25 protein-coding genes are annotated in these 24,887 nt (G+C 69.2%); 12 read left to right on the plus strand and 13 right to left on the minus strand.

Features of this window, described 5'->3' with window-relative positions; translation table 11 throughout:
- Window positions 1-25: 25 nt before the first annotated feature.
- The 5 genes from CFB47_RS22485 to CFB47_RS22510 form a co-directional block, all read right to left on the minus strand.
- Complete coding sequence (locus tag CFB47_RS22485; protein ID WP_089462320.1) at window positions 26-793, minus strand: DUF4410 domain-containing protein; 768 nt, start codon at window positions 791-793, stop codon at window positions 26-28.
- A gap of 500 nt (window positions 794-1,293) precedes the next feature.
- The gene (locus CFB47_RS22495; protein ID WP_089462321.1) at window positions 1,294-2,640 is read right to left on the minus strand and encodes an ATP-binding protein; all 1,347 of its coding nucleotides are present in this window, start codon (window positions 2,638-2,640) and stop codon (window positions 1,294-1,296) included.
- Window positions 2,640-3,353 carry a response regulator gene (locus tag CFB47_RS22500; protein ID WP_089462322.1) on the minus strand — a complete coding sequence of 238 codons (714 nt, stop codon included), beginning with the start codon at window positions 3,351-3,353 and terminating at the stop codon, window positions 2,640-2,642. The genes CFB47_RS22495 and CFB47_RS22500 overlap by 1 nt, the downstream gene beginning before the upstream one ends.
- A gap of 43 nt (window positions 3,354-3,396) precedes the next feature.
- Window positions 3,397-3,702 carry an EF-hand domain-containing protein gene (locus CFB47_RS22505; RefSeq protein ID WP_089442017.1) on the minus strand — a complete coding sequence of 102 codons (306 nt, stop codon included), beginning with the start codon at window positions 3,700-3,702 and terminating at the stop codon, window positions 3,397-3,399.
- 94 nt (window positions 3,703-3,796) lie between these two features.
- The gene (locus CFB47_RS22510; protein ID WP_089462323.1) at window positions 3,797-4,879 is read right to left on the minus strand and encodes a hypothetical protein; all 1,083 of its coding nucleotides are present in this window, start codon (window positions 4,877-4,879) and stop codon (window positions 3,797-3,799) included.
- An 851-nt stretch (window positions 4,880-5,730) separates the two neighbouring features.
- Between CFB47_RS22510 and CFB47_RS22515 the strand changes: the two genes are divergently transcribed.
- The 5 genes from CFB47_RS22515 to creD all read left to right on the plus strand — a co-directional run bounded on the left by CFB47_RS22515 (window position 5,731) and on the right by creD (window position 11,235).
- Complete coding sequence (locus tag CFB47_RS22515; RefSeq protein WP_089442019.1) at window positions 5,731-6,639, plus strand: sterol desaturase family protein; 909 nt, start codon at window positions 5,731-5,733, stop codon at window positions 6,637-6,639.
- Window positions 6,640-6,745: 106 nt separating this feature from the next.
- Entirely contained in the window at window positions 6,746-7,459 is a 714-nt protein-coding gene (locus CFB47_RS22520) for an SDR family NAD(P)-dependent oxidoreductase (RefSeq protein WP_071332246.1), read from the plus strand.
- A 90-nt stretch (window positions 7,460-7,549) separates the two neighbouring features.
- Window positions 7,550-8,266: a two-component system response regulator CreB gene (creB, locus tag CFB47_RS22525; protein WP_089458570.1), complete on the plus strand. Its 717-nt coding sequence runs from the start codon at window positions 7,550-7,552 to the stop codon at window positions 8,264-8,266.
- 15 nt (window positions 8,267-8,281) lie between these two features.
- Entirely contained in the window at window positions 8,282-9,733 is a 1,452-nt protein-coding gene (gene creC / locus CFB47_RS22530; protein WP_089462324.1) for a two-component system sensor histidine kinase CreC, read from the plus strand.
- A 110-nt stretch (window positions 9,734-9,843) separates the two neighbouring features.
- Window positions 9,844-11,235 (plus strand): cell envelope integrity protein CreD, encoded by a 1,392-nt coding sequence (creD, locus tag CFB47_RS22535; RefSeq protein WP_089458569.1) that lies wholly within the window; start codon window positions 9,844-9,846, stop codon window positions 11,233-11,235.
- Between the two features lie 87 nt (window positions 11,236-11,322).
- On the opposite strand, the gene CFB47_RS22540 is transcribed toward creD, so the two are convergent.
- A complete protein-coding gene (locus CFB47_RS22540) occupies window positions 11,323-11,745 on the minus strand; it encodes a RidA family protein (protein ID WP_089462325.1) in 423 nt (140 codons plus the stop codon).
- Between the two features lie 155 nt (window positions 11,746-11,900).
- Here CFB47_RS22540 and CFB47_RS22545 point away from each other — a divergent pair, with 155 nt between their 5' ends.
- Window positions 11,901-12,089, plus strand: coding sequence for a hypothetical protein (locus CFB47_RS22545; RefSeq protein ID WP_089462326.1), 189 nt, complete (start codon window positions 11,901-11,903; stop codon window positions 12,087-12,089).
- 82 nt (window positions 12,090-12,171) lie between these two features.
- On the plus strand, window positions 12,172-12,369 hold the full coding sequence (locus CFB47_RS22550) for an oxidoreductase-like domain-containing protein (RefSeq protein ID WP_089462327.1): 198 nt from the start codon (window positions 12,172-12,174) through the stop codon (window positions 12,367-12,369).
- Between the two features lie 81 nt (window positions 12,370-12,450).
- On the opposite strand, the gene CFB47_RS22555 is transcribed toward CFB47_RS22550, so the two are convergent.
- Window positions 12,451-13,911 (minus strand): MFS transporter, encoded by a 1,461-nt coding sequence (locus CFB47_RS22555; protein ID WP_089462328.1) that lies wholly within the window; start codon window positions 13,909-13,911, stop codon window positions 12,451-12,453.
- 170 nt (window positions 13,912-14,081) lie between these two features.
- On the opposite strand from CFB47_RS22555, the gene CFB47_RS22560 reads away from it, so the two are divergent.
- On the plus strand, window positions 14,082-14,954 hold the full coding sequence (locus CFB47_RS22560) for a LysR family transcriptional regulator (RefSeq protein ID WP_089429065.1): 873 nt from the start codon (window positions 14,082-14,084) through the stop codon (window positions 14,952-14,954).
- Window positions 14,955-15,011: 57 nt separating this feature from the next.
- Window positions 15,012-15,332, plus strand: coding sequence for a hypothetical protein (locus CFB47_RS22565; protein ID WP_089458566.1), 321 nt, complete (start codon window positions 15,012-15,014; stop codon window positions 15,330-15,332).
- 50 nt (window positions 15,333-15,382) lie between these two features.
- On the opposite strand, the gene CFB47_RS22570 is transcribed toward CFB47_RS22565, so the two are convergent.
- On the minus strand, window positions 15,383-16,285 hold the full coding sequence (locus CFB47_RS22570; RefSeq protein ID WP_089442028.1) for a LysR family transcriptional regulator: 903 nt from the start codon (window positions 16,283-16,285) through the stop codon (window positions 15,383-15,385).
- A 98-nt stretch (window positions 16,286-16,383) separates the two neighbouring features.
- Here CFB47_RS22570 and CFB47_RS22575 point away from each other — a divergent pair, with 98 nt between their 5' ends.
- On the plus strand, window positions 16,384-17,367 hold the full coding sequence (locus CFB47_RS22575; protein ID WP_089462329.1) for an NAD-dependent epimerase/dehydratase family protein: 984 nt from the start codon (window positions 16,384-16,386) through the stop codon (window positions 17,365-17,367).
- A 347-nt stretch (window positions 17,368-17,714) separates the two neighbouring features.
- On the opposite strand, the gene CFB47_RS22580 is transcribed toward CFB47_RS22575, so the two are convergent.
- The 5 genes from CFB47_RS22580 to CFB47_RS22600 form a co-directional block, all read right to left on the minus strand.
- On the minus strand, window positions 17,715-18,416 hold the full coding sequence (locus tag CFB47_RS22580) for a DUF2848 domain-containing protein (protein WP_089462330.1): 702 nt from the start codon (window positions 18,414-18,416) through the stop codon (window positions 17,715-17,717).
- Window positions 18,417-18,469: 53 nt separating this feature from the next.
- On the minus strand, window positions 18,470-19,777 hold the full coding sequence (locus tag CFB47_RS22585; RefSeq protein WP_089462331.1) for an MFS transporter: 1,308 nt from the start codon (window positions 19,775-19,777) through the stop codon (window positions 18,470-18,472).
- Window positions 19,778-19,868: 91 nt separating this feature from the next.
- Window positions 19,869-20,555: a DUF4286 family protein gene (locus tag CFB47_RS22590; RefSeq protein ID WP_089462332.1), complete on the minus strand. Its 687-nt coding sequence runs from the start codon at window positions 20,553-20,555 to the stop codon at window positions 19,869-19,871.
- Window positions 20,556-20,655: 100 nt separating this feature from the next.
- Window positions 20,656-21,684: a LysR family transcriptional regulator gene (locus tag CFB47_RS22595; RefSeq protein WP_089462333.1), complete on the minus strand. Its 1,029-nt coding sequence runs from the start codon at window positions 21,682-21,684 to the stop codon at window positions 20,656-20,658.
- A gap of 192 nt (window positions 21,685-21,876) precedes the next feature.
- Window positions 21,877-22,668 carry an SDR family NAD(P)-dependent oxidoreductase gene (locus tag CFB47_RS22600; protein WP_089462334.1) on the minus strand — a complete coding sequence of 264 codons (792 nt, stop codon included), beginning with the start codon at window positions 22,666-22,668 and terminating at the stop codon, window positions 21,877-21,879.
- A gap of 400 nt (window positions 22,669-23,068) precedes the next feature.
- Between CFB47_RS22600 and CFB47_RS22605 the strand changes: the two genes are divergently transcribed.
- Together CFB47_RS22605 and CFB47_RS22610 are read left to right on the plus strand one after the other, a co-directional pair.
- The gene (locus CFB47_RS22605; RefSeq protein ID WP_089462335.1) at window positions 23,069-23,950 is read left to right on the plus strand and encodes a neutral zinc metallopeptidase; all 882 of its coding nucleotides are present in this window, start codon (window positions 23,069-23,071) and stop codon (window positions 23,948-23,950) included.
- Window positions 23,951-24,113: 163 nt separating this feature from the next.
- Window positions 24,114-24,854 (plus strand): LuxR C-terminal-related transcriptional regulator, encoded by a 741-nt coding sequence (locus tag CFB47_RS22610; RefSeq protein ID WP_089462336.1) that lies wholly within the window; start codon window positions 24,114-24,116, stop codon window positions 24,852-24,854.
- Window positions 24,855-24,887: the final 33 nt, after the last annotated feature.

Raw genomic sequence — 24,887 nt, forward strand, 5'->3', positions numbered from 1 at the left:
GCCGCGCAGGCGGCGGCCCGGTGCGTCAGCTCGCCGACACCGTCGGCAGCCACGCATTTGCCGCGTTCTGCGTCGCGAGTTGTTTCGCGATCGAGCGCGCGAGGCGGTCCGTATCGGCTGTCACCGTGTCGTGCTTCACTTCCGACACGCCATGCAGGCCGGCGCCAACCGCTGCCGACGTCGCGAGGCGGCCGGCCGCCGCGCCGACCCCGGCGGTTTCCACCATGCCGGGCAGGTGGCCGCTGTTCGCGCTGGACGAGAACGTGCCGAGCGGCTGCGGCGCGCCATGCGCCGGCTGGAACAGCACGGTGACCGACGCCTTCACTTCACTCTTGCCCGCGCCGAGCCCGATCAGCGTGCGGCGGCGGCGGTTGCCCGCGTCGATCGACTCGAACCGGCCTTCGACGATCAGCGCGTTGCGTCCGTCCGGCACCGGGCCGCGCAGCGCGGGGATGGCTTGCGACCGGAGTTCACGCACGAGTGCGTCGGCGAGCTGCTCGCGAGTTTTCAGCGCGCTCTGCTGGCGCTGTACGTCGGCGGACGATCCGCTCGCGAGGGTCGCGATCTTGCTGATCATTCCGCCGTCGACCTTGACGTCGGTCGTGTCCACGTCGAACGTGGATACATACACGACGTCCGCATGAACCTGCGGCTGCGTGCGAGTTGCCGGCGCGGCGGTCATGGACGTGGTCGCGGTCGATGCGCAGCCGGTCATCGCGACGGTGCCGGCGATCAGCGCGACACTGGTCAGACGTTTGGCGTGGGCGGCAAGTGCGTGAAGGGAAGAAAACATGTCGATCTCCGTGGCCTGGATGAAGGTGCCGATACTGTCGCGGCATTCAGGAACGCGAACGATCGGAAGCGGGGCGTGATCGCTGGCTGGGGAGAGGTTTCATGCCGTTGCGCAACACGCAGGCGCAAGTATGCGGAGGTCGGGCGTGATGCGCCACGCAGGAATTATGTCGGCGCATGTCACGTGCTGCGGTGTGCGGATACGCGAGGTCGTATGGCGTTGGGGCGGACAGGTAGACAGTCGGACAAAAGGCCAGGCGGCAGACGGTCAGACGGCCACGCCGCACACTGCACACCTCGGGCCTCGGGCCTCGGGCCTCGGGCAGCGGGCAGCGGGCAGCGGGCAGCGGGCAGCGGGCGGCGGGCGGCAGCCAGAAGCCAGAAGCCAGAAGCCCAAGCCAAAAGCCAAAAGCCAAAAGCCAAAAGCCAAAAGCCAAAAGCCAAAAGCCAAAGCCAAAGCCAAAGCCAAAGCCAAAGCCAAAGCCAAAGCCAAACAACCCCTCAGACCGACATCGACCGCCGCACCGCCCCTGACGAATCAAGCGGCAGCGCAACGACCGCCTCCAGCCCGCCGCCATCCCGGTCGCGGAACGTCAGCGATCCGCCGTGCAGGCGGGCGATCCGCTCGACGATCGCGAGTCCGAGGCCCGTGCCGCCCGCATGACTGCGCGCATTCGCGCCCCGGCTGAACGGCGCCTTGAGCCGTTCGAGTTCGGCCGCGCCGATACCGTTGCCGCGATCGCTGACCACCGCGTACGCGATGCCCCGCTCGGCCCACGTACGCACGCCAAGGCCGGTCTTGCCATAGACGACCGCGTTCTGCATCAGGTTCATCAGCAGCCGCATCAGGCTGATCGGACGGAACGCGAACGCGGGTACCTCGCCTTCGTCGAAATCGAATTCATGGCCGAGCCCCGCGAAATCCGCGACGAGCTGGCCGATCAGCGCATTCAGGTCGCCGGTTTGCGGCGTTTCGCGCTCGCCGCTGCCTGCGTAGTCCATGAATTGCTGCAGGATCGTATCGATCTGGTCGAGGTAATGCTCGGTCGACGTGGTGAGCGCGTCGTGCGTGCCGCGCGGCAGCGCCATCGCGATCGCCAGGCGCAGCTTGGTGAGCGGCGTGCGGATGTCGTGCGACACGCCGGCCAGCATCAGCGAGCGGGTCGCGTCCGCCTGTTGCAGCGCGTCGGCCATCTGGTTGAACGCGCGGCTCACGTCGGCGATTTCGGTCGGGCCGTCGGTGGGCAGCGGCGGCGGGCGCTCGCCCGCGCTGACGCGCTGCGCCGCCCGTGCCAGCGCATCGAGCGGCCGGTTCAGGTGAAGCTGGATCAGGTAGCCGGTCAGCGCCGCGAGCAGCGCCAGCCCGACCGACAGCACGAGCGCCGTCGTGATGCCGCTCGCCTGCGCGTCGGCGGCCATCGGCAGCGGCACCCACACGGGCGAGCCGGCCACGTGCAGGCGGATCCACAGGCGCTCGTCGTCGCCCGATTGCCAGCGCGCCGGGAGGTCGGGCGGCAAGTGGCGCTCGAGCGCCTGCATGAACACGTCGCGCTGCCAGGTGCGGAAGAAAGCCGCCAGGTTCGGCGTTTGTGGCGGTGCGGCGGGCGGCAATGCGGCCTGGCCGCCGAACTGCGCGATGACCGTGCGGCCGGCGTCCGGCGGCAGGGCAGCGAGCGTGCGGTCGAGCAACTGCACGTAGTCGGAGAAGACGATCGACGCCCGCTCGATGCGTGGACGCTGCACGTAGTGCAGCAGCACGGTGAGCGAACAGACGAGCGACAGCGCGACGAGCGCCACCAGCAGCGCGATGTTGCGCGCGAGCAGCGAGCGCGGTAGCGGGATGCGCATCACGACTCGATGCCGGCCACCAGCATGTAGCCGATGCCCCAGACGGTCTTGATGAAGCGCGGCTTGCCGGGGTCGTCCTCGACGATCTGCCGCAGCCGCAGGATCTGCACGTCGACGCTGCGGTCGAGTGCGTCATGGTCGCGGCCGCGCGCGCGGGCGAGCAGGTTCTCGCGGCTCACCGCGCGGTTCGGCGACGAGCCGAGCGCGTGCAACAGCAGCATCTGCGCCGAATGGATTTCCACGGGTGTGCCGTCGCGCATCAGCGTCTGCTGGCCGACGTCGAACGTGAACTCGCCGAAACGCAACCGCTGCGACGTGACCGTCGGCTCGCCGGCCGCCATCTTCTGTCGCCGCAGCAGCGCGCGGACGCGGGCCACGAGTTCGTCGGGGAGAAACGGCTTCGCCAGGTAATCGTCGGCGCCCGTCTCGAGGCCGACGACCTTGTCCGCGGCGTCGCCTTTCGCGGTGAGCATCAGGATCGGCAGCGTCTGGCCGTCGGCGCGCAGGCGCCGGCACACGCTCAGGCCGTCCTCGGGCTCCATCATCAGGTCGAGCACCAGCAGGTCGTACGGTTCGCGCTGGAGCAGGCGGTCGAGCCGCTTGCCGTCGGCGACCGCGCGCACCTGGAAGCCGTGGCTGGTCAGGAAGCGCTGCAGCATGTTGCGCAGCTCGGCTTCGTCGTCGAGCACGACGATCCTGCAGGACTGTTCCATCGCTTGCCTCCCGGTGCGTGCGCGGCCGGATCGTCGTGCGGGCTCAACGGGCCGCCATGCGCTGGCGCATGAAGCCGGCGAGCTGCTCGAGCGTGACATAGCCGTTGTGCTGCGTGTCGATTTCGTCGAAATGCTGCGCGACCATCGGCATGCCCGCGGCCGCCTGTTCGCGGGTCAGCTTGCCGTCGTGCGTGGTGTTCGCGCTGGCGAAGCGGGTCTGCAACTGCATCAGCGCACGTTCGACGCGCGCACCGCCGTTCGCCGCGCCGGGCGGCATCTGCTGGGCCGACGCTGCTGCTGAGACGATACACAAAACGACGACGGCAATCATCTTCTTGATGGACTTCATGGGGTTTCTCCTTGCGTGGCCGACGGTCTGCGCCGGCCGGGTGGTTGATGAAACGGATGGAAAACGAAACGAAGCGAAACGAAGCGCGTCCGGGTTACGCCCAGTGCGCAGGCACCCACACGCGGCCGGCCCAGTGGGCGGGCACCCAGATGACGGCGCGCGGCGGATGAGCGACATACACAGCGCGCGGCGCGACGTACACGGAGCGCGGCAACGGCGGCGCGAGGTACAGGACTTTCGGCGGCGGCGGGGCGACGTAGACGACGCGCGGCGCGGGTGTGACGACGATGGCCTTCGGCGCCGCAACACGCACGACCTTCGGCGGGGGCGGCGGCGTGACGATGACGGCGGGCGGAGGCGGCGGGGGCGTGACCACGACGGCGGCCGGTGCGGGCGCCGGTGCCGCGACAGCGACGGTGGCGACGGGCGGCGGGGCCGTCACGACCACGGCAGCAGGCGCGGGCGCCACGACGGGCACCGGCACCGGGACAGGAACCGGCACCGTCCCGCCGGCCACGACGACCGTGCCGCCCGCCGTCGTGCTGCCGTGGATCACGGCCGTGCCACCGGTCGACACCGTGCCGCCGTGCACGACCGTCGATCCGCCCGACGTCTTCACGACACCCGGCGCCACGCGCGTCGCGCTGCCGGAATGCGTGACGGTTCCACCGTCGGTGCCCGTCACGGTGCCCGAGCGCGAGCAGGTCGAGCCCGCGCAATTCGTCGATGCCGTGTGGCTGGCCGTGTTGCCGTTCGCGCCCGTGATCGTGCCGCTCGACGAATACTGGCCCGGGCCGTTGCGCGTCACGCTGCCCGACGTCGTGGCGCTGCGGCCGTCCGAGCCCGTCAGCGAACCGGTGTGCGAGCAGGTGCCGCCCGCGCAACTCGTGTCGCCGCTGTGTTCGACCGAGCGCCCGTTCGGGCCGACGGCCGTGCCGCTGTTCGAGAACTGGCCGGGCGCGGTGCGCGTGACGGTGCCCGTGTTGGTCGCGATACCGCCGCCGGGGCCGATCACGCCACCCGCATGCGAGCAGCTGCCGCCGCCGCACGAGCCGGCGTGTGCGCCGTTGTAGGTGCCGCGCGGCGTGTATGCGGTGCCGTGGCCGGACCAGCCGGCGAAGGCCGGCGCGCAGGCGAGGGTGAGGGCAGTGGCTATGACGAGAAGGCGGTTTTTCATCGGGTGTCCTTGCGGTTCGTTTCGGTGCACGCAGTGGCGTGGCGACGGGACGAACTTTAGGGCGATGACACGCGCTCGTCGCGTCATAAAAGATGTCGCGGTGTTACACGTGGCGTGCCGATTCGAAGTACGACGAATGCGTGTGCCGGCCGCGCCGATCGCGGGCATGCCGCGCCGGGCAAGGCTGTCGGCGATGCAATTGCGTGAGAGCAGGGTGGCGCGACACGGGGGCCGAACCTGTCTTGCGCAGCGCGCAAATGTGTCGCGGCGACATGCGGCGACATATTTGCCGGCCGATTCATAGATGCACTGTGGTGAATCGCGCGAACCGAACACGGGCAGTGCGCCACGTGCGACCGGAACCGGCTTCTCCTTCCTGAGGCCGTAATCGCATGCCGTCCGACGAATCGGCTTCCGATCGGCACCTGTCGCATGCATGTGTCGCGCAGCCGCATCCGTCGCCGCCGGTTGCGTGCAGCGTCGACCGGTTTCGGCGCGACAGGCGGCGATACATTGCTCGCCGGACATGCAAGCGCGCACGCACAAGCGGGCCGGTTTTCAACCCATGAGCGCACGCGAGCGCCGCTTACCGCCCGGACGCATTTCACCGCGACATGCGGTGACACATTTCCCGCATGACACACGAACGCGCAGCCCGAAATCGGCCCCGCTCCAGCCCGCAAGCGCCTCCCCCCGCCACACCTCATCCGAGCGCCTTCCCCCACGACATACGGCGACATATTTCCCGCGTGGTCTTCCCGTTCCGCGCCCACTACAGTGCGTTCCATTCGACGCGATGGCAGCCCGTGCCGCCGATGACGCGTCCGACTCAACCGGAGGAAAGTCCCATCATGCTCACCACCACAGGAAAGCTCGCGTACTACGTCACGCTCTTCATCGTCGCCGTCTCGCTCGTCGAGGCGGCCGTGCTCACCTGGCGCCGCGCCCGCGGGCCGGAACCGTTCGACTGGAACGAGGTGTGGCTGTCGCTCGTCGATCTCGCGGGCCGCAAGCTGCTCGCGCTGGTGCCGCTGTCGCTCGCCACGCCGCTGTTCGACCTCGCATGGGCGCACCGGCTCTTCACGATCCCGCTCCACAGCGTTGCACTCGCGCTGCTCGTGTTCGTCGGCCAGGAGTTCTGCTACTACTGGTATCACCGCGCGTCGCACCGCGTGCGGTTCTTCTGGTCGACCCATGCGGTGCATCATTCGCCGAACCAGTTGACGCTGTCGTCCGCGTTTCGCCTCGGCTGGACCGGCAAGATCGCCGGCGCCGCGATGTTCTTCACGCCGCTCGTGTGGCTCGGCGTGCGTCCGGAAGCCGTGCTCGCGATCCTGTCGTTCAACCTGATGTACCAGTTCTGGCTGCACAACACGTGGATGCCGAAGCTCGGCTGGCTCGAAACCGTATTCAACACGCCGTCCGCGCACCGCGTGCACCACGCGTCGAACCTCGACTATCTCGATGCGAACTACGGCGGCGTGCTGGTCGTGTTCGACCGGCTGTTCGGCACCTACGTCGCCGAGCGCGCCGATGAGCCGTGCCGTTTCGGCCTCGTCACGCCGACCCGCTCGCGCAACCCGTTCGTCGTCGAGCTCGAGCACTGGGCGAGCCTTGCCCGCGACGTCGCAACCGCCCGCGACGTGTGGACCGCGATCCGCTTCGTGCTGCTGCCGCCGGGCTGGCGCCCCGACAACCAGGGCGAAACGACGGAAGAGCTGCGCCGTCGCAGCCTCGTCGCCGTGCGCACGGATGCGTGAACGGCGCTACCCTGTGGCACATTGCCGGCCGCGCACGCATGCCGCAGCCGGCATCGCTCATGCGACACGCATCATCAAGCAACCCTCGATCCAGGAGAAAACATCGATGGAACACGATTTCAAAGGCAAGGCCGTCGCGATCACCGGCGGATTCGGCCATCTGGGCGTCGCGACGGCCGCGTGGCTCGGCGCGCGCGGTGCACGCGTCGCGCTGATCGGCCGCGGCGCGGCCCCGGCGGCGCAGGCGCTGCCCGGCGTGCCGGCCGACGCGCTGCGCATCGGCGGCATCGATCTCGTCGATCCGCAGGCCGCCGCGCAGGCGCTCGACACCGTGCAGCGCGAATTCGGCCGGGTCGATGCGCTGCTGAACATCGCGGGCGCGTTCGTGTGGCAGACGATCGCCGACGGCGACGCCGCCACGTGGGACCGCATGTACGAACTGAACGTGAAGACCGCGCTGAACGCATCGAAGGCCGCGCTGCCGCACCTGCTGGCGAACCCGGCCGGGCGCATCGTCAACATCGGCGCGGGCGCGGCGTTCAAGGCCGGCACGGGGATGGGCGCCTACGCGGCCGCGAAGGCCGGCGTCGCGCGGCTCACCGAGGCGCTGGCGGCCGAACTGCTCGACCGCGGCGTGACGGTGAACGCGATCCTGCCGAGCATCATCGATACGCCGCCGAACCGCGCCGACATGCCGGACGCGGATTTCACGCGCTGGGTGAAGCCGGAGCAGATCGCGGCGACGATCGGCTTCCTGCTGTCGGCCGATGCGCAGGCGATCACCGGCGCGTCGATTCCAGTGACCGGCCGCGTGGCATAGCGCGGCAGGGCAAGGGCAAGGCAGGGGCTCGCGCCACGGCCGGCCGTGCGTACAATGTCGCACCGGATTGCGCGAGCCCAGCCTCAGACCATGCATCAGCCCACTATCCTGATCGTCGAAGATGAAGTGGCGATCGCGGACACGATCATCTATGCCCTCGGCACCGACGGCATGCAGACCGTCCACTGCATGCTCGGCCAGGCGGCGCTCGACCACCTGCGCGACACGCGCGTCGATCTCGTGGTGCTCGACGTCGGCCTGCCGGATCTCAGCGGCTTCGAGGTGTGCCGGCGGCTGCGCACGTTCTCCGACGTGCCGGTGATTTTCCTCACCGCGCGGCACGATGAAATCGACCGGATCGTCGGGCTCGAGATCGGCGCCGACGATTACGTGGTCAAGCCGTTTTCGCCGCGCGAGCTGGCGGCGCGGGTGCGCGTGATCCTGCGGCGGTTCTACCGGACGGCTGCGCCCGAAGCGGCATCCGCGCCTGCAACATCACCCGCACAGGCCGAGACAACCGCACCGGGTTTCACACTCGACACCGACGGCGCCCGCGTATCGTGGCTCGGCCACGCACTGGACCTCACGCGCTACGAGTTCGGGCTGCTGGCGCTGCTGGTCCGGCATCCGGGGCGCATCTATTCGCGTGAGCAACTGATGGACCTCGTGTGGCACGAGGCCTTCGATTCGGCCGACCGCACGGTCGACACGCACATCAAGACGTTGCGCGCGAAGCTGCGCGCGATCGACCCCGAGCGCGACCCGATCCGCACGCATCGCGGGATGGGTTATTCGCTGCAACCGTAACGACCGGCACCGCCCATGCATATCGGCCTGCGCATCTTCTTCGGTTTTTTCCTGATCGTCGGCCTGGCTGCGCTGATCACGCTGCGCGTGTTCGTGCAGGAGGTGAAGCCGGGCGTGCGCGAGGCGATGGAGGACACGCTCGTCGATACCGCGCAAGTGCTCGCGACGCTGGCCGCCGACGACATGGCGAACGGCCGCATCGCCGACGGCGCGTTCGCGCGGCAACTGTCGAAGCTGCACGAACGCCCGATCAGCGCGAACGTATGGGGCGTGCAGAAGAACACGATCGGCTACCGCCTCTACATCACCGACGCGCACGGCATCGTGCGCTACGACTCGTCCGGCCGCGCGCTCGGGCAGGACTATTCGCGCTGGAACGACGTGTACCGGACGCTGCGCGGCGAGTACGGCGCGCGCAGCACGCGTAGCGATCCGAACGACGACAGCAGCACCGTGATGCACGTGGCGGCGCCGATCCGGCACGGCAACGCGATCATCGGCGTGCTGACGATCGCGAAGCCGAACCAGACGGTCGCGCCGTTCATCGCGCGCAGCCAGCGCAAGATCATGCTGTACGGCGCATTGCTGATGGGCGGCGCGATCCTGATCGGCGTGGCCTGCACGTGGTGGCTGGTGGTCGGGCTGCGGCGCCTGCAGCGCTATGCGCGCGCGATCGCGGCGGGCGAGCGCGCCGACATGCCGCTGCAGGGCGCGAGCGAACTGGCCGAGCTCGGGCGCGCGGTCGAAAGCATGCATCAGCGGCTGGAGGACCGGCAGTACGTCGAGACCTACATCCACACGCTCACGCACGAGATGAAGAGCCCGCTGGCGGCGATCAGCGGCGCGGCCGAACTGCTGCAGGAAGAGATGCCGGTCGCGAACCGGCGGCGCTTCACCGAGAACATCCGCCGCCAGGCCGGCCGCCTCGAACAGATGATCCGCAAGCTGCTCGCGCTCGCCGAAGTCGAGCAGAAGCAGCGCCTGTCGGTGCGCGAACCGGTCGCGCTGCGGCCGGTGCTCGAACAGCTCGTCGAGGATATCGAGCCGCGCGCGCGGCAGCGCGGCGTGAACCTCGCGATCGACGCGCACGACGTGGCCGATCCGGCGATCGTCGAAGGCGATCCGTTCCTGCTGCGCCAGGCGCTCGGCAACCTGCTCGACAACGCGCTGGATTTCGCGCCGCAGGGCAGCACGATCCGCATCGCGCTCGAACGGCAGCCGGCGGGCAGGGCGCACGTCGCGGTCGTGCGCGTGGCCGACGACGGCCCCGGCGTGCCCGACTACGCACTGGCGCGCGTGTTCGAGCGCTTCTATTCGCTGCCGCGCCCCGACGGCCAGGATCGCAGCACGGGCCTCGGCCTGTGTTTCGTCCGCGAGGTCGCGATGCTGCACCGCGGCCAGGTCGCGCTTGCGAACCGCGACGAAGGCGGCGCGTGCGCGACGCTCACGCTGCCGTCGGCGGGCTGAACACGCTTCGACTTCACGTTCGCCACACCTTCGCTTCACACCGGCTTCAATCGCCCTTCACCGGGGCGGCTCATGCTGACCGTACCCTTTTACTCCGGTACCTGTCGGCCATGAATCGAGTCCTGTTGTTCAAATTCGCGATCACCGCGTTTCTCGCGCTGCTGATCCTGATCCCGCTGCAGATGGTGCAAAGCATCGTGCATGAACGGGCCGCGTATCGCCGGGATGCGCTGCAGAGCATCTGGTCGAGCTATGCGGGGCCGCAGACGGTGGCGGGCCCCGTGCTCGTCGTGCACTACACGGAAGTCACGCGGGTGCGCGACGATTCGGCGGCCGGCGGCGCGACGAAGACGAGCCTGCGCAGCGAGACGAAGCGCCTGCTCGTGTTTCCGAAGACGCTGAACGTCGACGGCACGCTGACGACCAGCGTCCGCTATCGCGGCATCCACAAGGCGCTGGTGTACGAGCTGGCAAGCCGGATGACCGGCACGCTGCCGTTGCCGGACCTGAAGAAGCTGCCGCAGGCGGACGGCCACGTGAGCTTCAAGATCGACGATGCCTATGTGTCGATCGGCATCGGCGACATTCGCGGGCTGACCGCGCAGCCCGACCTGCGCATCGGCGGCACGCGCTTCGACGTCGAGCAGGGCACGCGGCTGGACAGCCTGCGCCAGGGCGTGCACGCGAACGTCGATCTCGCGGCGCTGGCGGACGCAAACGCGGGGGCGGTCGTGCCGTTCAGCGTCGACCTGCCGTTGCGCGGTGCGGATTCCGTCGCGTTTGCGCCGGTGGGCGACCAGAACGATTTCTCGCTGAAATCGACGTGGCCGCATCCGAGCTTCGACGGCGCGTTCCTGCCGAACAACCGCACGGTCGATGCGCGCGGCTTCACCGGCAACTGGCGCGTGACGTCGTTCAATACGAAAGCGCGTGAGCAGATCATCTCCGGCGACGGGGAAGGCGCGATCGAAATGGCGTCGGTGTCGGTGATCGAACCCGTGAACGTCTACCTGCAGGCCGAGCGTGCGACGAAGTACGGCGCGCTGTTCGTGATGCTCACGTTTGCAAGCTTCTTCATGTACGAGCTCGTGAAGCGGCTGCGCATTCACCCGATCCAGTACACGCTGGTCGGCCTGTCGCTCGCGCTGTTCTTCCTGTTGCTGCTGAGCCTGTCCGAACACATCAAGTTCGCGTATGCGTACCTCGCGGCGAGCGGCGCCTGCATCGGGTTGCTCGCCTTCTACCTGTCGTTCGTGCTGCACAGCGTGAAGCGCGGGGCGGTGTTCGCGGTGTTGCTCGCGGTGCTGTACGCGGCGCTCTACGGGTTGCTGCTGTCGGAGGACAATGCGCTGATGCTCGGTTCGCTGCTGCTGTTCGCTATCCTCGCCGGCATCATGACGCTCACGCGCCGCGTCGACTGGTATTCGCTCGGCGCCGCGTGGCAGCCGCTGGCCGACAAGGCGGGTGCGGGTGCCGCGAAGCCGGGTGCGCAGGGGAAGTAAGCGCTCGGGGTGTGGGCAGGCGCGCCGGTCGGGAAGGTGACGGCCGGCGCGTCATACGGCGCGGTACCACATCGCCACATCGCTGAGTCACGCGCGCGGTGCAGGCCGCCGAAACCGTGCCAGCGGAATTTCTGCAACAGCGGTGATCTCGATCAGCAGATCGGGATGGTAGAGACGCTCGATCTGGACGGTCGTCGTCACGGGATAAGGCTCGGCGAAGTAGGTCTTGCGGATGTCGCCTGCCTGCATGAAGGCATCGATGTCGGTCGCGTAGTGAACGAGCGAGATCACGTCCTGCATCTGTCCACCCATCGCGTTGAGCACGGTGCGGATGTTGTCGAGCGTCTGACGCACCTGCGTGCGCATGTCGCCGTGGCCGACCACCCGGCCGTCGCGGTCGAGCGACACTTGCCCCTTCAGATGCACGATCCGGCCATCGCCCTGGATCACGGCCATCGAGAACGCGCCGAACGGCGCCCAGACTTCCGGCGGATTCACTGCTTCGGCCATCGTGCGGCTCCTGTGGGGCGATGACGAGGATGCGGCGGCGAGCGTCGTGGTGGGTCCGGGTCGTGCGCCGGCCGGAACGCGATGGAAGCGAGACATCGACGGCGTCGCCGGGTTCGCCGACAATCGCGCCATTATGGATCAGCGCCCGGCGAAGCGTGAGCGACGCCACGGCGGCAACGACGACACTCGAGCGGCTCGGCTTCGTATTCCGCGATTCGCGGCAGGATTTCATCGACCGTCTGGACACGCGTTGCGCCGCGCTTGCGGAAGTGATTGCCGAAATCGATGCGTGGGCGCGCGAGGTCCGGATCCGCCATGACCAGGTGACGATACTGGGGATATGACGCAGCATGGTATGGCCCGCGCGGCACGCATGCCGTGCGGCATCCGCTTATACTGAACGCGTCCATTCATTCGATTTTCGCCGTGCCCAACACTGTCTCTCCGGATCCGTCCGTCGACGATCCCCGTCCGACCCCGCCCATCCAGCCCGAACTCGAAGACTGCTGCAACAGCGGTTGCTCGCCGTGCGTCTTCGATCTCTACGACGAAGCCCTCGCGCGCTATCGCCTCGAGCTGGCCGAATGGGAGGCGCGCCAGGCGCAACGCCAGCATCCCGCGTGAGCCGGATGCCGGCAAGCGTCCGCGCCTGCATCGGCACCGCTTCCGCGTCAGACCTTGCCGTCGCAACGCTTCCCGTCCCGCTTATCTGCCTGCATGCAGCCGCCGATGCAGCGGCCCGAGCATCGCCGACAGCGCGATGCACACGAGCAGCACGGCCGTCAGCGCGAACATCGACGTCCTGAAGCCCTGCACGTAATCGAGTGCGGCTGGATGCGCGCCGAGCCGGGCGAAGAACACGCCGCCGAGCGTCGCCGCGCCGACGGCCGCGCCGATCTGCAGCATCGCGGTGACCATGCCGGAGGCGACACCGGCGCGCGCCGTGTCGACTTCCGCGAGCACGATCCGCACGGCCGACGGCAGCACGAGGCCCTGGCCGATCCCGATCGCCGCGATCCCCACGTAAAAGCCGATGCCCGGCGTGGCGGCACCCGCCAGCGCGGCGGCCGTCGCGACGCCGGCCGCGAGCATCGCGAAACCGAGCGTGAGCACGCGATAGCCGCCGAACCGGCCGACGAGTCGCGGCATCAGCAGCGGGCTCGACAGGAAGCCGAGCCCGAGCGGCAGGATCGCGAGCCCCGACGCGAGCGGCGACCAGTTCAGGCAGCCCTGCAGGTAGATGCCGTAGCTCAGGAAGAACGCGCTCAGCGTATAGAACAGGAACGCCAGCACGAGCCCGAGCGCGACGACGGGATTGCGGAACAGGCGCACGTCGAGCAGCGGATCGTGGCCGCCCGCGAGACGGCGCGCCTCGACCGCCAGCAGCGCGCCGAGCATCGGCAGCGCGCCGACGAGGCACGCGACCATCCACAGCGGCCAGCCGGCCTCGCGCCCGTGCGTGAGCGGGTAGACGAGCATCAGCAGGAACAGCGACAGCAGCACCATGCCCGGCACGTCGATGCGCTGGCCTTTCGGCGGCCGGCTCTCCGGGATGAAGCGCCAGCTGCCGATCAGCGCGAGGATGCCGATCGGCAGGTTGACGAGGAAGATCGCGCGCCAGCCGAGCCCGAACGGATGCAGGCTGATCAACGCGCCGCCGCCGAGTTGGCCGATCACGGCCGCGAGACCGAACACGAAACCGTAGAAGCCCATCACGCGCACCTGCTCCTGCGGGCTGAACACGCTGCGGATCGTCGCGAGCACCTGCGGCGCGAGGATCGCGGCGAACAGGCCCTGCAGCACGCGGCCGCCGACCAACACCGCGCCGCTGCCGGCGAGCCCGCACAGCGTCGACGCGACGACGAAGCCGGCCATCCCGATCATGAACATCCGCTTGCGGCCGTACAGGTCGCCGAGCCGGCCGCCGGTGATCTGCACGACGGCGTTCGCGCACGCGTACGCCGATACGACCAGCTGCAACTCTGCCGGGCGTGCGCCGATGCCGTCGCGGATGGCCGGCAGCGCGAGATTCACAATGAAGTAGTCAAGCGGCGGCAAAATCGCGCCAACCAGCAGGACCACCAGCGCCCAGCCGTGGTGGCTGCGCGGCGTCGCTGCGGCGGCCGTGCCGGCCGGCCCGCAGGGGGCAAGGGTGTCGTTCGTCATGGAAGCAGGTCCGAAAGAATGAGTGCCACATTCACGCCGGATGCGACGACAGAAGCGCCGGTTCGGCCGTGGGCGGGCGATTGACCCCCATTCTCGGCGGTGGCGATAAATCGGAAAAGCGGGAATTAGTGGTAGCATCCATCGGGTTAATCGATGGATGGAGAATGGCGATGCGCGGTTTCGACCTGGATCAGTTGCGTACTTTCGCGGCGGTCGCGGACGCCGGCAGCCTGACGGCCGCCGCGCCGCTGCTGCACCTGTCGCAGTCGACGGTCAGCGAGCAGGTGCGCAAGCTCGAATCGCGCGCCGGCGTGCCGCTGTTCGTGCGCAGCAAGCGCGGAGTCGAGCCGACGCCGGCCGGCTCGCGGCTGCTGCAGCACGCGCGGCGCATCGTCGCGCTGAACGAGGCCGCGTTCGACGAAGTGCGCGGGCAGGCGATCAAGGGCGAGCTGCGCGTCGCGATCACCGATTACTACCGGACCAACGAAGTCGCGGGGCTGCTCGCGCGGCTGCGGGAGTGCTACCCGCAACTGAGCCTGCACGTCAGCGCGATGAAGAGCGCCGATATCGAGGCCGCGCATGCGCGCGGGCAGGTCGATCTCGGCGTGGTGATGAACCTGTCGAGCGGGCCGTTCCGGCCGGCGTCGGCCGATACGCGCTGGGTGTTGCGGCGTGAGCCGCTGTCGTGGGTCGCATCGCCCGCGCTCGCCGAGCAGTTGCCCGAGCCGCTGCCGCTCGTGCTGCTGCCGGACGACTGCATGATGCATCAGGTCGCGGTGCGCTCGCTCGACGAGCAGCACATGCCGTACCGGCTCGTGCACAGCGCGTCGGGGGTGGCGGGGCTGCAGTCGATGCTGGCGGCGGGGCTCGGGGTGGGCTGCCTGTGCGCGTCGGCGATCGGCGACGGCATGATGCGGCTCGGCGCGAAATACCGGCTGCCGCCGCTGCCCGACGCGGTGTTTTCGCTGACGCCGCCGATGCCCGGCGAACGCGAAGCCGTCACGCAGGCGCGCGAGGTGCTGTCGCGGCAATTGCTGATGTAAAACCGGGCCGCACGATTGGCGGCGGCGCGTGGTGAGAGGCGCGCCAGGGGACAAAAAATGAATGACGAACTGCAACGCCAGATGGCCGCGAAGCTGCAGGATGCGCTGGAGCGCGTGGTCGACGAACGCTCGCTGATCCACTTCCTGCGCGTGCTCGGCCACGACTGGAACACGGAGCGCCAGCTCGAGGCCGACGTGCCGCCGTCGCCGTACGCCCGCGCCGCGCTCGGCTGGGAAAACCGCTCGATCGGCGAGTATCTCGACGCGATGGTCGACTGGGCCGAGGTGTCGGAGGAAGGGCTGCGTTTCTACGACGTGCCCGACAATCCGTGGCGGCGCATGGCGGACATCCTGTTCGCCGGGAAAATCTACGAATAGCGCGGCGCGGGCGCTTCGTTCCCTGCGTTCGTGCCGTCGCCGCGCCCGGTTTATTCGACGGTTTCGCCGCTCACATACGCACGCAGCCCGTCGGCCAGCGCATCGAACACCGCGCGGCAGCGCGGGCTCGACCGCAGGTCCTCATGCATCACGACCCAGGTTTCCAGCTGCATCGCGAGCGTGTCCGGCAGCACGCGCACGAGCCGTGCGTCGCGTTTCGCGAGCCCGCTCTGGCAGAAGCCTAACCCGTAGCCGGCGCGGATCATCGCGAGCTGGGCGAGGTTGCTGTCGGTGCGCAGCGAGAACGCATCGCGCTTCCACAGCGGCATGCTGCGGCTCATCGAGCGGATGAACGGCGTGACCGTATCGAAGCCGATCAGCGCGTGATGCGCGAGTTCGTCGGTCGTCTCGGGCACCCCGTTGTGCGCCAGGTAGTCGTCGCGCGCATACAGCCCGACATCGACCGCGCCGATACGGCGCGCGACGAGCGCCTCCTGCGTGGGCGGCGCCATCCGTACCGCGATGTCGGCCTCGCGCTTGAGCACGTCCTGGAGGCGGTCGGTCGGCACCAGCTCGATGACGAGCCCCGGATGATTGCGCCGCAATTGCGCGAGCATCGGCGGCAGCACTTCGACGGCGATCACGTCGCTGGCCGAGATCCGCACGATGCCGCGCACGCCGGCGCCGTGGCTCGCAGCCGCGCGCTCGAACGCCGCGGCCGCGCTGCGCAGCGCCTCCGCATGGCCGCGCAGCGCGAGCGCCGCCTCGGTCGGCAACAGGCCGGACGGCGAGCGCGTGAACAGCGTCTGGCCGAACGCGGCCTCCAGCGCCGCGACGTGGCGGCCGGCCGTCGGCTGCGTGATGCCGAGCGCGCGCGCCGCGCCCGACAGCGAGCCTTCCGTCAGCACGGCGAGGAAGGTGCGGTAGCGTTCCCAGTTCAGATCGATGGTCATACATAAATGTATAGCTGATCCATTGGGTTCGGCAATTCCTTGATAGTAGAAGCCGCGCCAGAATGCGTGTCATCACGGTTCATTCAAGGAGAGCGGTAATGACGACTCACGCAGGCGGGACGCAACGACAGGCACTCGTGCTCGGCGCGAGCGGCGGAATTGGCGGGGAAGTCGCGCGGCAGTTGCGTGATGCGGGCTGGCAGGTGCGCGGGTTGAAGCGCGGGCTCGACGCCGAAGTCGTGGAGCGCGACGGCATCACGTGGATGCGCGGCGACGCGATGGATCGTGACGCGGTCGTCCGCGCCGCGCGCGGCTGCAGCGTGATCGTCCACGCGGTGAATCCGCCGGGCTACCGGAACTGGGCCGGGCAGGTGCTGCCGATGATCGACAACACGATCGCGGCGGCGAAGGCGGAGCGGGCCACCGTCGTGCTGCCGGGCACCGTCTACAACTACGGCGCCGATGCGTTTCCGGTGCTGGTCGAAGACGCGCCGCAGCATCCGTCGACGCGCAAGGGCGCGATTCGCGTCGAGCTGGAGCGCCGGCTGCAGGAGGCGGCCGGGCAGGGCGTTCGCACGATCATCGTGCGGGCCGGCGATTTCTTCGGGCCGAAGCTGACCGGCAACAGCTGGTTTGCGGCGGGGTTCGTCAAGGCCGGGCAGCCGGTTGCGTCCATCAGCGTGCCGGGGCGGGATGGCATCGGGCACCAATGGTCGTATGTGCCGGACGCCGCGCGCGCGATGGTCGAGCTGATCGAGCGGCGCGACACGCTGGAACCGTTCGCGCGCTTTCATCTCGGCGGGCATTGGGATGCGGACGGCACGCAGATGGCGGAGGCCGTGCGCCGCGTCGCGCAGCGGCATGGGCTGCGGCCGACGGTGCGCAAGTTCCCGTGGTGGTTCGTATGGGCGGCGGCGCTGTTCGTCACGACGCTGCGCGAATTGCTCGAGATGCGCTACCTGTGGCGCGAGCCGATCCGGCTCGACAACACGCGGGTGACCGCGGTGCTCGGCCGTGAGCCGGTGACGCCGCTCGACACGGCGGTGGAAGCGACGCTGGCGGGGCTCGGGTGTCTCAAGTGAGCAACGGCTCGTGCCTGGGTCCATGCTCCGGCACGGGCGGGCACGATGGCGAACTGCAGCACCTGCGGCACAACAATTCTCCACATACCCGGGCACGTCCGATGCGCATCATGTCGGCTCATGTCGATCAGGCGGAAACGGGGGCGCAATGTTGCATTTCGGATGGAAAGTGTCGGTTGCGGGCGCAATGATGCTTGCATTGAGCGGGTGTACCAACCTAGCTGGTGTGCTGTATTGCGGCAACTCGCAGCTCAACTTTCCCGATTATCACTGCTTTTAGGCGTGTTCGCGGGAGCCGGCGCGGCGACAGAACGGTGTCGTGCCCATCTGCCGCGCCTCGTTGCCCGTTATGCCACGACCGGTAACACTTCCACGGCGTAGCGGTGCCGAAGGCTGCGCCCGAGCACCGGATCGTGCAGCTCCATCTCGAACGCGTCGCCGTCGCCCATTGCCGCAATCGGGCCATGCACGGCAACCGTGCCGCCATACATCGCGCCGCGCGCGGGCATCGTCCGGCGATCGTCGAAGCGCTGCCACAGCACCTCGGGCGCGAGCAAACCACTCACCGCGCCGTGCTGGTACGCCGTCCGCCCGCCATCCTGCGAAATCAGCCACGAACGCATCTCGATCGCATCCCAGTGATCCGCTACTTCCGCATAAAGCCACGCGTCGCGGCCGAGCGGTTTCGCGCACACCTGCTTCGACACCGCGACGCCGTAGGCTTCGACCTCACGATCCGTATGATCGGAGCCGACGGTCACGAGCGTGCCGGCCGGGCTGTCGACCAGCACGCATTCGATCTCGCCGCCCGAGCGTGCGCCGAGCACGCCGATCGCGGGCGCCTGCGTGAGCAGCGCGGCCGACACGCGATAGAAGCAGGGCGTGGTCGACGGCGGCGCGACGCCGAGCGCGGCGAGTTCGTCGATATGCGCCTGGATCGCGGCCGGATCGCGGCCGGCCCAGCCGGCGATCACGACGCGCGCGATCTCGACGTCGACGATGGCCGGCGCCCCTTTCCGGGGAATGACATTGAACGACAGGGTTGGCATATGCGTATCAGTTTGAAGTGCGAAGGAATGAATCGGCTTGCCGGCGGCGACGTTCAATCCGCGAGCGGCTTGTGCGCGGTTTCGCGTGCGACGAGGAGCGCGATCGACGTGACGACGAGCGCGCCGGTGACATACAGCGACACGGCCGTCGTCGTGCCCGTCTGCCGGAACAGCGCGGCGATCACGAGCGGCGCGAAGCCGCCGCCGACGATGCCGGCTAGCGTGTACGCGAGCGACGAGCCCGCGTAGCGCACGCGGGTCGGGAACTGTTCGGTCACGAACGCGCCTTGCGGGCCGTACATCACCGCGTGGATCACCAGGCCGATCGCGACGGCCGCGACGATCGCGCCGGGGCGCGCCGAATCGAGCAGCGTGAAGAACACGAACGCCCACACGATGCCGGCGAGCGCGCCGGCGAGATACACGGGCCGGCGGCCGAAGCGGTCCGACAACGCGCCGAAGCACGGCACCGCGAGCGCGTTGCACGCCGTGCCGATCATCACGGCCGTCAAGGCGACAGGGCGCGACAGGTGCAGCACGGTCGTCACGTAGGTGAGCGTGAACACGACGATCAGCGCATACAGCACGTCCGAGCCGATCCGCGAGCCACCCGCGATCAGCAGGCGCTTCCAGTGATACTTCAGCACGTCCGCGACGGGCACCTCGGCGGTCGCGTGCGATTCGGCGAGCTGCTCGAACTGCGGCGTTTCGTCGACGCCGCGCCGCAGCCAGAAGCCGAACACCACGAGCAGCGCGCTGGCCGCGAACGGTACGCGCCAGCCCCACGACAGGAAGTCGCCGGACGTGGTCGACAGCGTCACGAGCGCGATGCAGCCGGTGCCGAGCAGCGTGCCGAACGACGGGCCGATCTGCGTCCACGATGCGGACAGCCCGCGCCGCTTCTGGTCGCCGTGCTCGACCGACAGCAGCACCGCGCCTGCCCATTCGCCGCCGAGCGCGACGCCCTGCACGAAGCGCAGCGCGACGAGCAGGATCGGGCTCAGGATGCCGGCCTGCGCGTAGGTCGGCAGCGCGCCCATCAACGCGGTCGTCACGCCCATCAGCACGAGCGTGAGCATCAGCACCGCGCGGCGGCCGATGCGGTCGCCGAGATTGCCGAACACGAAGCCGCCGAGCGGGCGCGACACGTAGCCGACCGCATAGGTCGAGAACGCGAGGATCGTGCCGGCCAGCGGATCGACCGACGGAAAGAACAGGTGGTTGAAGACGAGTGCGGCGAGCGTGTTGTAGATCGTGAAGTCGTACCACTCGAGCGACGTGCCGATCATGCTCGCGGTCGCGAGTCGGCTGGTGCGGACGCGGCGGGGCGCGTGGGCGGCGGGCGGGGCGAGCGTGTTCATGGTGTCGGGCGTGTCGTGACGGGGAACGGGATGAAATGCCGGACCGATGCGTGGGTGTGCGTCGCGCCTGCGGTGCGGCCGGCGTGGGCGATCAGGCCGAACATGCCGCGGCAGCGGGTTCGGTTTCGACGTCGCCGCGCGCGACATGCAGCGGCGCGGCGGCGCGCCACAGCAGCGCGAAGGTGCGCACGTCGTCGTGCCCGGCGAGCGTGGCGGCCACGCGGCGGGTCGCGGCCGCATCGCTGCCTTCGATCAGCACGAGCGCATCGGCCGCCGGGCGGGCGGCCGCATCGGCGCCGATCGGCGCGGACAGCTCGGGCGCGGTGCAAAACAGTCGTGCCGCGTGGATGCCCGGTTCGTGCAGCACGTCGTCGAAACGCTCGCGCAGCTGCGGCACGTCGATGCGATCCGGCGGCAGCACGAACAGCGCGAGATGCGCGCCTTCGCCGTCGCCGGCCTCGATCGTCAGTTCTCCGACGCGTCGCTGCGTGCCCGTCATGCGCTCGAAGTTCGCGAGCGACCATGCGGTCTGCTGCGTGAATGCGCGCCGGTACGCGTCGCCTTGGAACACGTCGAGCGCGTCCGTCACGTACAGCGCGAGGTACTGGCGCGGGCCGCGATCGGTCGCGCGAAAGCGCCGTGCATGCGTGAAGCCGGGAATCGCGACACGTTCCTGCATGTGCTCGCGGTCGTACCACGCGTTGAAATCGGCTTCGTGCGCGGGGTCGATATCCGTCCAGACGCAAAGCTGGCCGTGCGGAAGGGAAAGGCGGGTCATCGCGGGGTTCCTCGTGACGGGGGGTGTCAGGAACCTCAGTTTCCCGAAGACGGGCCGCGCCCGTCCAACAAGAAAACAAATTCGCGGTGAACAGGTTTTCTTATGAGCGGCGCGGGCGGCGTTTTGCGGCGGGCGGGGCGGATGGTGTCGTGCGCTTCGCTTTTGCCGGTGCTTTCGCTTTGGCTTTTGTCGCGGGACGGGCGGCTGTTTTGTCCGCGCTGTCGGGCGCGGCCGTCTTCGCGTGATGCGCGGCGGCCGACATTGCACGCGCGACTTCGCTGGCCAGCTCCGCGATGCGCGCGGCCACCGGCAGGCCCTGGCTGCGGTATGTCGCGACGAGCGGCAGCGCGGGGAATTCGGGTTCGACATCGAGCAGTTCGAGTGTGCCTTCGTGCAGCTCGCGCCCGATGATCGCGGGCGGTAGCGCGGCCACGCCGAAGCCGTCGGCGACGAGGCGGATCATCGCGGCGACCGACGTGATGCAGTTGATGCTGGCCGGCCGCTCGACGGCCGCGAACAGCCGCTCGATCGTTGCGTGCGGGCCCGAGTGGCGCGAGAAGCTGATGATCGGGAATTCCGCGAGGCGCGCAACGTCGAGCGCCTGGCCGCCGAGCCCGAGGCGCGGGCTGGCCACCCAGCGCACCGGGAATTCGCATAGCGGCAGGTTCGTGAAATCGGGGCCGGGCACGGGGTCGGTCTGCAGGATCAGGTCGACGCCGTCGGTGCTGAGCAGGCGGATCAGGTGCAGCGTCGTGTCGCTCGTGATCTCGACGTCGAGGCGCGGATAGCGCTCGCGCAGTTGCGCCATCAGCGCGGGGAACCAGCTGTGCACGATCGATTCGATCACGCCGATCCGGATCAGGCCCGCATCGCTCGCGGCATCGATGTCGCGGCGCATTTCGCCGTCGAGCCGAACGATCCGCTCCGCGTACGCGAGCATGCGGCGCCCGGCGGGCGTGAGCGTGGCCGAGCGCGTGTTGCGGTCGAACAGGCGCACGTCGAATGCGTCCTCGAGCGACGCGATGCGGCTCGATACGGCAGCCTGTGTGGTGTGCAGTTTTTCGGCGGTGAGCCGGAAATTTTCCAGCTTCGCGAGCCAGACGAAGGTTTCAAGAAACCGGATGTTCATCGACGTTCGAACCGTGAGGCGGGGCCGGGCGGGGCGGCGGGATCGGTCGATGGTAGCGGATTTTCGCGGGCGAGAAATAAGCGGGCGGCGCGGCGCGCGTGCGTGGGCAGGCGCTGGAGCGGGAGGACGAGAGGACGTGCGCGCAACGCCGCCCGCGACGCGTACGTCACGCGAGCGGCGCACCCGCGCGCATCAAAGCTTGTCGAACGCGAGCGTCGGCACGTCGACGACCATCGCGCCGCCGTCGGCGACGAGCGTCGCGCCGGTCACGAACGACGCGTCCGGTGACGCGAGGAACGCGCACACGGCCGCGATCTCGTCAGGGTCTGCCGCGCGCCGCAGCGGCGCGTCGGCGCTGACGCGTGCATACGCGCCGTCGAGCGTGTCGCCGTACGCCGACATCAGCGGTTCCATCTCCGCGTCGGCCATCGGCGTGCGGACCCAGCCGGGGCACACCGCATTCACCCGCACGCCGTGCGGCCCGTAGTCACGTGCGAGCGACCGCGCGAGCCCGAGCAGCGCGTGCTTGCCGACCGTGTAGCCGCACACGCCGGGCCCGGCCGCGAGCGCGGCGATCGATGCGACCAGCACGATGCTGCCGCGCTGCGCGATCAGGTCGGGCAGGCACGCACGCGCGCTGACGAACGCGGTGTCGAGGTTCGCGTGCATCGCGTCGCGCCATTGCGCGTCGTCGGTTTCGTCCGCGCGGCCGAGGCCGTGGCCGCCCGCGCATGCGACGAGCGCGTCGACGCGGCCGAAGCGTTCGGCGACCTGCGGCAGGAAGCGGGCCCAGTCGGCGGTGCTTGCGGCGTCGCCGGCCAGCGCGAGGCCGCCCGTTTCGGCGGCCAGCGTGTCGAGCGGCGCCTGGCGCCGCCCGATCAGCACGACGCGGTCGCCGCGGCGGGCGAAGCGGCGCGCGCACGCGGCGCCGATACCGGTGCCCGCGCCGGTGATCGCGATCGTGCGGGGTGGCGGGTGGGTCATGTCGTGCTCCGGAAAGGTGTCGTTTCCGGTCACTTTAGGTGGCGCCGGCGCGCGCCGGTATCAGCCTAAAGGATGAACGCGGGCGGCGTCCGGGCGATTGGCGCGGCCGCGGGCCATTTTGCAAAGGCTGACGATGTGCGGCGCCGAATCGCTCTATCCTCCACATTTTTGCGATAAGTCACGAAAGCCCGGCAGAATAGCGCGGGCGGGCCGCGCATCGACGCGCGGCGCATCGGCCGGCCGATTCCGTCGTGCGAGCGGAGCGGCAGGCCGACGATCCCGGCAGGAGTACGCACCCCCGTGCGCGGCTCTTGTATCGGCAGGGGATCGTGTCACGACAACCTATCGCCCGGTGCGCGCTCGCGTGCCGGACCATCGACAAGAACAGGGAGGGCCGGCTATGAGGCTGGACGACGAAACGGAAAGCACAAACGTCGAGGATCGGCGCGGTGCCGCCGGGTTCGGCGGCGGGCGTGGCGCGACGATCGGCATCGGCACGATCGTGGTTGCGTTCGCCGCGTCGTATTTCTTCGGGATCGACCCGCGCGTGATACTCGAAGGCGCGTCGGCGCTGCAGGGCCGCCAGCAGCAGGCGCAGCCCGCGCCCGCGCAGCGGCAGGGCGCGGCGGCGAACGAACCGAACGTCGTGTTCACGCGCAAGGTGCTCGGCAATATCGAGCGCACGTGGACGGGCGTGTTCAATACCCAGCTGCACGCGCAGTACCAGCCGCCGACGCTCGTGATGTTCACGAACTCGACGCCGACCGCATGCGGCACCGGACAGACCGCGATGGGGCCGTTCTACTGCCCGGGCGACCGCAAGGTGTACATCGATCTCGGTTTCTACGACGAATTGCGCAAGCGTTTCGGCGCGGGCGGCGATTTCGCGCAGGCTTACGTGATCGCGCACGAGGTCGGTCACCATGTGCAGAACCTGCTCGGCATTTCCGACAAGGTCGACGCCGCACGCCGGCGGGCGAGCCAGGCCCACTCGAACGCGCTGTCGGTGCGGATGGAGCTGCAGGCCGACTGCTTCGCCGGCGTGTGGGCGAACAACGCGCAGCGCGCGAACCAGCGGCTGATCGAACCCGGCGATTTCGAGCAGGGGCTGAAGGCGGCCGCCGCGATCGGCGACGACCGGCTGCAGCAGCAAGGGCAGGGCTATGTCGTGCCCGAGAGCTTCACGCACGGCACCAGCGACCAGCGCGTGTACTGGCTGCGGCGCGGGATGCAATCGGGCGAACTGAGCGCCTGCGACACGTTCGCCGCGAACGCACGCTGAAAGCGGCGCGCGTACCGTCGCGCGCCCGCATCGCCCCGGCCTAACCCGCGATGGCGGCCGGGCCGGGACGATTTGCCGATTTGTGCTCACCGGCGCTTTTCGGCGTCGGTAGGCTGGCCCGAACTTCGATCTTCAATAAGTTCGCCCGCCAGCCGATTCCACCATGCCGACCTCATCCGCTCCCGCCGACCCGGCCGCCGCCGACTGGCCACGCGCGCTGCGCGCGTGCGTGGACGCGTTCGACGCGTTCGCGAGCCCGTCCGCGACCGTGTTCTACCGGCTCGACAAGAGCGGCGAACCGGCCGATTTCGAGCTGTTCGGGATGCCGGAATCGATGCATCGCACCTATGTCGCGCGCTACCGGATGCTCGATCCGCTGCATCCGTCGCGCTGTGCGGCCGGCGAGCGTGCGGTCGTCACGCTTGCTTCCCAATTGCCTGATGAAAGGCGCGACGCGTCCGCGTACTGGACCCGCTTCCTGCGGCGGCACGACGTGGCCGACGTCGTCGAGATCTGGCTGCGCGACGCGGGCCGCACGGTCGGCGCGTTCTCGCTGCTGCGCTTCGGGTCGGGCGACACGCGCGGCGGCGTGGCCGGCAACAGCACGGCCGGGCGGTTCGCGCCCGGCGAAATCGATGCGCTCGCGCGGCTGCAGCCGGTGGCCGAAGCCGCGCTGAGCCCGCTGCTGCGCGCGCGGCGTGGAATTCACCGGATCGGCTGCGAGGAGCGGCTGACCTACCGCGAGGAGCAGATCGCGCGCCTCGTGCGCGACGGCCGCTCGAACAAGGAGATCGCGCGCGATCTCGCGCTGGGCCAGCCGACCGTCAAGACGCACCTGATGCGCATGTATCGCAAGCTCGGCGTGTCGAACCGCACGGAACTGGTGGGGGCGTTGTTTCTGTAATTCATCGGATAATTGCGCTCCGGACTTCGCACC

This window comes from Burkholderia sp. AU27893 (assembly GCF_002223205.1).
In the GTDB taxonomy this organism is placed as follows: domain Bacteria; phylum Pseudomonadota; class Gammaproteobacteria; order Burkholderiales; family Burkholderiaceae; genus Burkholderia.

What these genes read in the sequence shown, in the direction of transcription:
- CFB47_RS22485 (WP_089462320.1), bottom strand. Translation starts at nt 793, where the DNA reads ATGTTTTCTTCCCTTCACGCACTTGCCGCCCACGCCAAACGTCTGACC.
- CFB47_RS22495 (WP_089462321.1), bottom strand. Translation starts at nt 2,640, where the DNA reads ATGCGCATCCCGCTACCGCGCTCGCTGCTCGCGCGCAACATCGCGCTG.
- CFB47_RS22500 (WP_089462322.1), bottom strand. Translation starts at nt 3,353, where the DNA reads ATGGAACAGTCCTGCAGGATCGTCGTGCTCGACGACGAAGCCGAGCTG.
- CFB47_RS22505 (WP_089442017.1), bottom strand. Translation starts at nt 3,702, where the DNA reads ATGAAGTCCATCAAGAAGATGATTGCCGTCGTCGTTTTGTGTATCGTC.
- CFB47_RS22510 (WP_089462323.1), bottom strand. Translation starts at nt 4,879, where the DNA reads ATGAAAAACCGCCTTCTCGTCATAGCCACTGCCCTCACCCTCGCCTGC.
- CFB47_RS22515 (WP_089442019.1), top strand. Translation starts at nt 5,731, where the DNA reads ATGCTCACCACCACAGGAAAGCTCGCGTACTACGTCACGCTCTTCATC.
- CFB47_RS22520 (WP_071332246.1), top strand. Translation starts at nt 6,746, where the DNA reads ATGGAACACGATTTCAAAGGCAAGGCCGTCGCGATCACCGGCGGATTC.
- creB (WP_089458570.1), top strand. Translation starts at nt 7,550, where the DNA reads ATGCATCAGCCCACTATCCTGATCGTCGAAGATGAAGTGGCGATCGCG.
- creC (WP_089462324.1), top strand. Translation starts at nt 8,282, where the DNA reads ATGCATATCGGCCTGCGCATCTTCTTCGGTTTTTTCCTGATCGTCGGC.
- creD (WP_089458569.1), top strand. Translation starts at nt 9,844, where the DNA reads ATGAATCGAGTCCTGTTGTTCAAATTCGCGATCACCGCGTTTCTCGCG.
- CFB47_RS22540 (WP_089462325.1), bottom strand. Translation starts at nt 11,745, where the DNA reads ATGGCCGAAGCAGTGAATCCGCCGGAAGTCTGGGCGCCGTTCGGCGCG.
- CFB47_RS22555 (WP_089462328.1), bottom strand. Translation starts at nt 13,911, where the DNA reads ATGACGAACGACACCCTTGCCCCCTGCGGGCCGGCCGGCACGGCCGCC.
- CFB47_RS22560 (WP_089429065.1), top strand. Translation starts at nt 14,082, where the DNA reads ATGCGCGGTTTCGACCTGGATCAGTTGCGTACTTTCGCGGCGGTCGCG.
- CFB47_RS22565 (WP_089458566.1), top strand. Translation starts at nt 15,012, where the DNA reads ATGAATGACGAACTGCAACGCCAGATGGCCGCGAAGCTGCAGGATGCG.
- CFB47_RS22570 (WP_089442028.1), bottom strand. Translation starts at nt 16,285, where the DNA reads ATGACCATCGATCTGAACTGGGAACGCTACCGCACCTTCCTCGCCGTG.
- CFB47_RS22575 (WP_089462329.1), top strand. Translation starts at nt 16,384, where the DNA reads ATGACGACTCACGCAGGCGGGACGCAACGACAGGCACTCGTGCTCGGC.
- CFB47_RS22580 (WP_089462330.1), bottom strand. Translation starts at nt 18,416, where the DNA reads ATGCCAACCCTGTCGTTCAATGTCATTCCCCGGAAAGGGGCGCCGGCC.
- CFB47_RS22585 (WP_089462331.1), bottom strand. Translation starts at nt 19,777, where the DNA reads ATGAACACGCTCGCCCCGCCCGCCGCCCACGCGCCCCGCCGCGTCCGC.
- CFB47_RS22590 (WP_089462332.1), bottom strand. Translation starts at nt 20,555, where the DNA reads ATGACCCGCCTTTCCCTTCCGCACGGCCAGCTTTGCGTCTGGACGGAT.
- CFB47_RS22595 (WP_089462333.1), bottom strand. Translation starts at nt 21,684, where the DNA reads ATGAACATCCGGTTTCTTGAAACCTTCGTCTGGCTCGCGAAGCTGGAA.
- CFB47_RS22600 (WP_089462334.1), bottom strand. Translation starts at nt 22,668, where the DNA reads ATGACCCACCCGCCACCCCGCACGATCGCGATCACCGGCGCGGGCACC.
- CFB47_RS22605 (WP_089462335.1), top strand. Translation starts at nt 23,069, where the DNA reads ATGAGGCTGGACGACGAAACGGAAAGCACAAACGTCGAGGATCGGCGC.
- CFB47_RS22610 (WP_089462336.1), top strand. Translation starts at nt 24,114, where the DNA reads ATGCCGACCTCATCCGCTCCCGCCGACCCGGCCGCCGCCGACTGGCCA.